The following is a 7,724-nucleotide window of genomic DNA, read 5'->3' on the forward strand; positions in this document are numbered from 1 at the left end:
ATCAATCTCCTTTTAATTTTTACGAACAATAATAGAATTATATCATTTATCATTCACTTTTTCAATATCTTTATTTGATTTATTTAAGAAATTGATGAAATTTCTTTTTTGGTTTCGAATCTGCTTTTCTGCCTGCTTTCTGTTATAATAGTAGACATCTTATCTGAAAAGACACTAGAAAGGTCCCTATGACGAAAAAAATTATTGCAGTTGACCTGGATGGAACCCTGCTCAACTCAGACAGTCAAATTTCTGACTTTACCAAAGAAACCATAAAAAAAGTTGCTGAAAAAGGCCATCAGGTTATTATTACGACAGGTCGCCCTTACCGCATGTCAAAAGATTTCTACCGTGAACTAGGCTTAGACACTCCTATGATTAATTTCAACGGCTCCCTTACTCATTTGCCAGACCAAGTTTGGGACTTTGAAAAGTGTTTGACGGTAGACAAAAAATATCTGCTAGACATGGTTCGACGTTCTGAGGACATTCAAGCCGATTTTATCGCTGGAGAATACCGTAAAAAATTCTACATCACAAATCCCAATGAAGAAATTGCCGATCCTAAACTATTTGGTGTGGAAGCTTTCCAGCCTGAAGATCAATTTCAGCCAGAGTTAGTAACCAAGGATCCTAACTGTATTCTGTTACAGACCAGAGCCAGTGACAAATATGCCTTGGCAAAAGAAATGAACGCCTTCTACCAGCATCAACTGTCTATCAATACCTGGGGAGGTCCGCTCAATATCCTTGAGTGTACCCCAAAAGGTGTCAATAAGGCCTTTGCTTTGGACTACTTGCTCAAGGTAATGAACCGCGACAAAAAAGATTTGATTGCCTTTGGAGATGAACACAATGATACCGAAATGCTCGCTTTTGCTGGGAAGGGCTATGCCATGAAAAATGCCAATCCAGAGCTACTCCCTTATGCCGATGAGCAAATTTCCTTGACCAATGACCAAGACGGAGTTGCCAAAACCCTACAAGACTTATTCTTATAGTCCATACTGATACTCAATGAAAATCAAAGAACAAACTAGGAAGCTAGCCATCGGTTGCTCAAAGCACTGCTTTGAGGTTGTAGATGAAACTGACGAAGTCAATAACCATATATACGGCAAGGCGAAGCTGACGTGGTTTGAAGAGATTTTCGAAGAATATGACCAGCTTGCGAGCTGGTCTTTGTGCTCTTTTCACAGTCTCATCAACCAGTTAATCGATTGTTCTATTTTTTACCCCCAAAACCTTGGAAAAGGCTTTCTTTTGTGATATACTTCACATATAAAAACAAGAGAGCTCGTCACACTCGACTCTGTTGAAACAAAATCAATCCAGTCCCGTTGTCCCTGTTCTCGGTCAATATAAAGGAGGATAGCTATGAAAGCTGTTGTTGTAAATCCAGAAAGCACTGGTGTTGCTGTTGAAGAAAAAGTACTCCGTCCACTTGAAACTGGGGAAGCACTTGTAGAAATTGAATACTGCGGTGTTTGCCACACCGATCTCCACGTTGCTCATGGTGACTTTGGTCAAGTACCAGGACGTGTTCTTGGCCACGAAGGTGTTGGTATCGTTAAAGAAATTGCCCCAGATGTGAAAAGCCTTAAAGTCGGTGACCGCGTCAGCGTTGCTTGGTTCTTTGAAGGATGTGGCACTTGCGAATACTGTACAACTGGTCGCGAAACCCTTTGCCGTACAGTAAAAAATGCTGGTTACTCAGTAGATGGTGGTATGGCTGAACAATGTATCGTAACTGCAGACTATGCTGTCAAAGTTCCTGACGGACTTGATCCAGCCCAAGCCTCTTCTATCACATGTGCTGGTGTAACAACCTATAAAGCTATTAAAGAGGCCAAAGTTGAACCAGGTCAATGGGTTGTTCTTTACGGTGCTGGTGGACTTGGTAACCTAGCTGTTCAATACGCTAAAAAAGTATTCAATGCTCATGTCATCGCAGTTGATATCAATAACGACAAACTTGCCCTTGCAAAAGAAGTAGGCGCTGACATTGTGATTAACGGCCTCGAAGTTGAAGATGTACCTGGACTCATCAAGGAAAAAACTGATGGTGGAGCTCATTCAGCTGTCGTAACTGCTGTGTCTAAAGTTGCCTTCAACCAGGCTGTTGACTCAGTTCGTGCCGGTGGTCGCGTCGTCGCTGTTGGTCTTCCTTCTGAAATGATGGAACTAAGTATCGTAAAAACCGTTCTAGATGGAATCCAAGTCATCGGTTCTCTTGTAGGAACTCGTAAAGATTTGGAAGAAGCCTTCCAATTCGGTGCAGAAGGTTTGGTAGTTCCAGTTGTTCAAAAACGTCCAATAGAAGATGCCGTAGCCATTTTCGACGAAATGGAAAAAGGTCAAATCCAAGGACGTATGGTACTCGACTTCACCCACTAATCTAATAAAAACCTATTTTAAAAGTTGGAATGCGCTTCCAACTTTTTTATATTAAATTTTTAAATAAGGATTCAAAAAAACTTCTCCAAAACTCAATATATCAATATTTTCAGATGTAATCTTTTTAATTATTTTATGATAAATAGTTGATTTTTAGATGAAAACGGTTTATACTTAAAAAGTCTTAAAGTTTTCTTAAATGAAAACTGAAACAACAAAAAGGAGGAATGACAATAATGAGTATCGGAATCATTATTGCGAGCCACGGCGAATTTGCTGCGGGTATTCATCAGTCAGGATCTATGATCTTTGGTGAACAAGAAAAGGTTCAAGTTGTAACCTTTATGCCAAATGAAGGTCCTGATGATCTATACGCTAAGTTTAATAACGCTGTTGCTGCATTTGACGCAGAAGATGAGGTTCTAGTTTTGGCTGACCTTTGGAGTGGATCTCCATTTAACCAAGCTAGTCGCGTGATGGGAGAAAATCCTGAACGTAAGTTTGCCATCATCACAGGACTTAATTTACCGATGTTGATTCAAGCCTATACAGAGCGCCTCATGGACGCTGCTGCAGGTGTAGAAAAAGTCGCTGCGAATATTATTAAAGAAGCCAAAGATGGCATCAAAGCTCTTCCAGAAGAGCTAAACCCAGTTGAGGAAGTAGCAAGCGCTGCAGCTGTTCCAGTTGCCCAAGCTGCTATCCCAGAAGGAACTGTCATCGGAGACGGTAAACTCAAAATCAACCTTGCCCGTCTTGACACACGTCTACTTCACGGTCAGGTTGCAACTGCTTGGACTCCAGATTCAAAAGCAAATCGTATCATCGTTGCTTCAGATACCGTGGCTAAAGACGACCTTCGTAAAGAGCTCATTAAACAAGCAGCTCCAGGTAATGTCAAGGCTAACGTGGTTCCAATTCAAAAACTGATTGAGGTTTCAAAAGATCCACGTTTCGGAGAAACACATGCCCTTATCTTGTTTGAAACACCTCAAGATGCCCTTCGTGCTATCGAAGGTGGCGTGCCAATCAAGACTCTTAACGTTGGTTCTATGGCTCACTCAACAGGTAAAACAATGGTCAACAACGTTTTGTCTATGGACAAAGAAGATGTTGCTACATTTGAAAAAATGCGTGACCTCGATGTTGAATTTGACGTACGTAAAGTACCAAACGACACCAAAAAAGATTTGTTTGACTTGATCAATAAAGCAAACGTACAATAATCGATTTTATGAAAGGATTTTAAAGATGTCTATTATTTCTATGGTTTTAGTAGTCGTTGTAGCCTTCCTAGCAGGTCTTGAAGGTATCCTCGACCAGTTCCAATTCCATCAACCACTTGTAGCTTGTACTCTTATTGGGCTTGTAACAGGTCACTTAGAAGCAGGTATTATACTTGGTGGTTCTCTTCAAATGATTGCCCTTGGTTGGGCTAACATCGGAGCTGCCGTAGCTCCTGACGCTGCTCTTGCTTCTGTTGCTGCTGCCATTATCATGGTTCTTGGTGGCGACTTTACTAAGACAGGTATCGGTGTTGCCCAAGCGGTTGCTATCCCTCTTGCCGTTGCTGGTCTATTCTTAACTATGATCGTCCGTACACTCTCTGTCGGATTGGTTCACACTGCTGATGCTTCTGCTAAAAAAGGTGACTTTAAAGCAGTTGAACGCGCTCACTTTATCGCACTTCTTCTTCAAGGTCTTCGTATTGCAGTCCCTGCAGCACTCCTTCTAATGGTACCAACTGAAACCGTACAAAGTATTCTAAATGCTATGCCTGATTGGCTCAAAGATGGTATGGCTATCGGTGGTGGTATGGTTGTTGCCGTTGGTTACGCCATGGTTATCAACATGATGGCAACTCGTGAAGTATGGCCATTCTTCGCTATCGGTTTCGTGCTTGCTGCCGTATCAGATATTACTCTAATCGGATTTGGTGCTATCGGTGTTGCTATCGCTCTTATCTACCTTCACCTTTCTAAAACTGGTGGAAATGGTGGCGGAGGAGCCGCAACTTCTAACGACCCAATCGGCGATATCCTAGAAGATTACTAAGATAAGAAAGGACTGAAAACATCATGACTGAAAAACTTCAATTAACTAAATCAGATCGTAAAAAAGTTTGGTGGCGTTCAACTTTCTTACAAGGTTCTTGGAACTATGAACGTATGCAAAACTTGGGTTGGGCTTACTCATTAATTCCAGCTCTTAAAAAACTCTACACTAAAAAAGAAGATCAAATCGCTGCTCTTGAACGCCATCTTGAGTTCTTCAACACTCACCCATACGTAGCCGCTCCAATCATGGGGGTTACTCTTGCACTTGAAGAAGAACGTGCTAACGGTGTTGAGATCGATGATGCTGCTATCCAAGGGGTTAAAATCGGTATGATGGGACCTCTTGCTGGTATCGGTGACCCAGTATTCTGGTTTACAGTACGCCCAATCCTTGGATCACTCGGTGCTTCACTTGCCCTTACTGGTAATATCTTAGGTCCACTCCTCTTCTTTGTTGCATGGAACTTGATTCGTATGTCATTCTTGTGGTATACACAAGAGATTGGATACAAGGCTGGATCAGAAATCACTAAAGATATGTCTGGCGGTATCCTTCAAGACATCACTAAAGGTGCTTCTATCCTTGGTATGTTCATTCTTGCTGTCCTTGTTCAACGTTGGGTAAATATTAAATTTGCTTTCGATGTTGCCAAAGTTCAACTAGATGAAAAAGCTTATATCCATTGGGATAAATTGCCAGAAGGATCTAAAGGTATCCAAGAAGCATTCTCACAAGTAGGACAAGGATTGTCTCAAACACCTGAAAAAGTTACTACTTTCCAACAAAACTTGGATATGTTGATCCCTGGACTATCAGGACTACTCCTTACTTTACTTTGCATGTACTTGCTTAAGAAAAAAGTATCTCCAATCACTATTATCCTTGCCCTCTTCGCAGTGGGTATTGTGGCACATGTTCTTCACATCATGTAATCAAGCAACTTAAAAGGAACCAGGTTCTAAAATCTGATTCCTTTTTTCTATGCTTTTATTCAGCCAAGGCTCCCATTGGATCCCATGGTGCAAGTACAATTGGTTCTGCTCCATAGGCAGCTTGTTCTTCTGCTGTCAGCAATTCCTTACGGACAACGATTTGGTAAGTGTATTCGTCCATCCAAGCGTCTGAGGCAACAAAGTAACCATCGGTACCCACCTTGTCTCCCCATGAGTTTTCAACCTTCCACTTGGTTGATTTGCCATTTTCGTCCAAATCAACACCTGTCAAGACCATGGCGTGGGTCATCAAACTTTCGCTGTAATCCAAACGTCCAGCCTTGTCTTGAGTGAGTTTAATGTCCATGCTTGATTCAAAGTCATAAATATCTGTCGCAAGAATTCCAGCTTTGCGGTTGCTGAGCTGGCCGACATCAGAACCAAACCAAACAGTCTCACCTGCTTGCATTTGGGCAATCGCCAATTCTTTCAAGCGCTCCATTGGAACATTGATGTAACGAACTGCACGGCTACCAACCACATTCCCCAACATCTCAACTGTGTAAGATTTTCCGTAAGGTTTATCAGCAGTTGGAGCATTGATAACAGAAACGTAGTCTTCTAAAGGAAGATTGACATATTTCTTGTAAAATTCTTGTGGTGTGATGCCCTTTTCACTTTGGTAGTTGTTATCCTTATCACGATAGGCAAAGTCAAATTTACGTGGTGGAAGTCCTAAAGACATAGCAAGAAAATTAAAGATTTCTTGCAAGAGGTCTTCTTTCTTATCTTGAACAGTCGCTTGGTCTGCGCCAGAAGCAAGCAAGTCACGCAAAATTTGAGCATCTTGACGAAGCAATTTGTTGAGAATGGCATTTAGCTCACGACTGCTACTAGATGAAACGGACTCAGGGTAAACTGACTTAGGCACGACACCGTATTTCTCAAAGAGGGCAACGACCATATCCCACTGTCCACCGTCTTGTTGAGGTGTTTGAAGTAGGAATTTAACCTTACGGCTCGTCAAATCTTGGTCTGCAGTCGCAATCACTTGCTCCAAGAACCAGTTTGATTTCTCATACTTGTCCCAGAAGAAAGTATGAGCCTGTGACAACTCAAAATTCTCCAGTTTGTATTGAGAGATAAGTTTGTGGCGGAATGTGTTAAGAGCTGCAAACATCCAGCAACGACCAGACGCTTTCTGGTTTGTTACCTTGTCCTTGGTCAAATCCAATGAGAAAACAGGTGTGTTGTCTACATGGCTTTGGCGACGTTCTAGGGCTGCAAAAATTCCATTATGGCTAGCAGCATTTTCAATCGCTTGGTATTTTACATTTGCTTCATAGTTAGCAAATAGTTTATCAGTAAATGATTCTTGAATCGCGTTCATAGATTCCTCCTTTTATTCTACAGTCTATTATAACTCTTTTCACAAAGTAAGCAACTGAAAAACATAAAAGGCAAGGATATTCTTCCTCACCTTTTTCTAACATAAACCCAATTAAGCAATACTAGCAAAGAGAGCTTCTAACTCCTCCTTGGTCAAGCGACGCCATTCCCCTCTTTGCAAGTTCTCATCTAAAATCAGAGTTCCCATAGTCAAACGCTGTAGGTCTACTACTTCCTTGCCACAGTAAGCCACCATACGCTTGACCTGATGGAACTTCCCTTCTGCAATGGTCACACGGATTTGGCTTTGATTCTTTTCTGTATCTATGGAAATAATCTCCAGTCTAGCAGGCTGACAGGTAAAATCCTTGAGAGGAATACCCTTAGCAAATGTCTCTACGTCTTCTTGAGTCATAATTCCCTTAACCTGAGCCAGATAAGTCTTGTCCACATGACGCTTAGGTGAAAGAAGAGCATGAGCCAACTGACCATCATTGGTCAGGAGCAGGAGTCCATGCGTATCAATATCCAAGCGCCCTACTGGGAAAACTTCCTTGCTCCGAGCAATATCATCCAGCAAGTCCAGAACAGTTCTGTGCTTGGGATCCTCAGTCGCTGAAATAACTCCTTGGGGCTTGTTCATCATGTAGTAGACAAATTCTTCATACTCTAGCACTTGCCCATCAAAGCGAATCTCATCTATTTCTTCATCAATCTGCAACTTAGCTGATTTTTCTTTTTTACCATTTACCGTCACGCGCCCAGCTTTAAGCAAGTTTTTGACCTCAGTCCGACTCCCCACAGCGCAGGCAACTAAAAATTTATCTAATCTCATAGAACTATTATATCATACTCAAAAGGAGGCTGGTACAATGACCAACCTCCTTTTCGTTTCATACTCTTCAAAAATCTCTTCAAACCGCGTCAACTTCATCTGCAACCTCAAAA

Annotated in this window: 7 protein-coding genes; 5 read left to right on the forward strand and 2 right to left on the reverse strand. The window is 41.7% G+C overall.

Translation table 11 applies throughout. The features are described 5' to 3' along the window. Nucleotides 1-188: 188 nt before the first annotated feature. From WKI42_RS08680 to WKI42_RS08700, 5 genes are all read left to right on the forward strand, one after another. The gene (locus WKI42_RS08680; RefSeq protein WP_368081708.1) at nucleotides 189-1,001 is read left to right on the forward strand and encodes a Cof-type HAD-IIB family hydrolase; all 813 of its coding nucleotides are present in this window, start codon (nucleotides 189-191) and stop codon (nucleotides 999-1,001) included. 376 nt (nucleotides 1,002-1,377) lie between these two features. After that, on the forward strand, nucleotides 1,378-2,397 hold the full coding sequence (gene adhP / locus WKI42_RS08685) for an alcohol dehydrogenase AdhP (protein WP_000649185.1): 1,020 nt from the start codon (nucleotides 1,378-1,380) through the stop codon (nucleotides 2,395-2,397). Nucleotides 2,398-2,633: 236 nt separating this feature from the next. Continuing rightward, complete coding sequence (locus WKI42_RS08690; protein ID WP_368081709.1) at nucleotides 2,634-3,623, forward strand: PTS sugar transporter subunit IIB; 990 nt, start codon at nucleotides 2,634-2,636, stop codon at nucleotides 3,621-3,623. 25 nt (nucleotides 3,624-3,648) lie between these two features. After that, nucleotides 3,649-4,452, forward strand: coding sequence for a PTS mannose/fructose/sorbose transporter subunit IIC (locus WKI42_RS08695; RefSeq protein ID WP_173274991.1), 804 nt, complete (start codon nucleotides 3,649-3,651; stop codon nucleotides 4,450-4,452). 23 nt (nucleotides 4,453-4,475) lie between these two features. Further along, nucleotides 4,476-5,387: a PTS system mannose/fructose/sorbose family transporter subunit IID gene (locus tag WKI42_RS08700; RefSeq protein WP_173274990.1), complete on the forward strand. Its 912-nt coding sequence runs from the start codon at nucleotides 4,476-4,478 to the stop codon at nucleotides 5,385-5,387. A 55-nt stretch (nucleotides 5,388-5,442) separates the two neighbouring features. Here the strand turns inward: WKI42_RS08700 and pepC are convergent, their stop codons facing one another. Continuing rightward, the gene (gene pepC, locus WKI42_RS08705) at nucleotides 5,443-6,777 is read right to left on the reverse strand and encodes an aminopeptidase C (RefSeq protein ID WP_368081710.1); all 1,335 of its coding nucleotides are present in this window, start codon (nucleotides 6,775-6,777) and stop codon (nucleotides 5,443-5,445) included. 111 nt (nucleotides 6,778-6,888) lie between these two features. Continuing rightward, the gene (locus WKI42_RS08710; protein ID WP_368081711.1) at nucleotides 6,889-7,611 is read right to left on the reverse strand and encodes a pseudouridine synthase; all 723 of its coding nucleotides are present in this window, start codon (nucleotides 7,609-7,611) and stop codon (nucleotides 6,889-6,891) included. Nucleotides 7,612-7,724: the final 113 nt, after the last annotated feature.

The organism is Streptococcus pseudopneumoniae (assembly GCF_038148935.1).
Classification (GTDB): Bacteria; Bacillota; Bacilli; order Lactobacillales; family Streptococcaceae; genus Streptococcus; species Streptococcus pseudopneumoniae_U.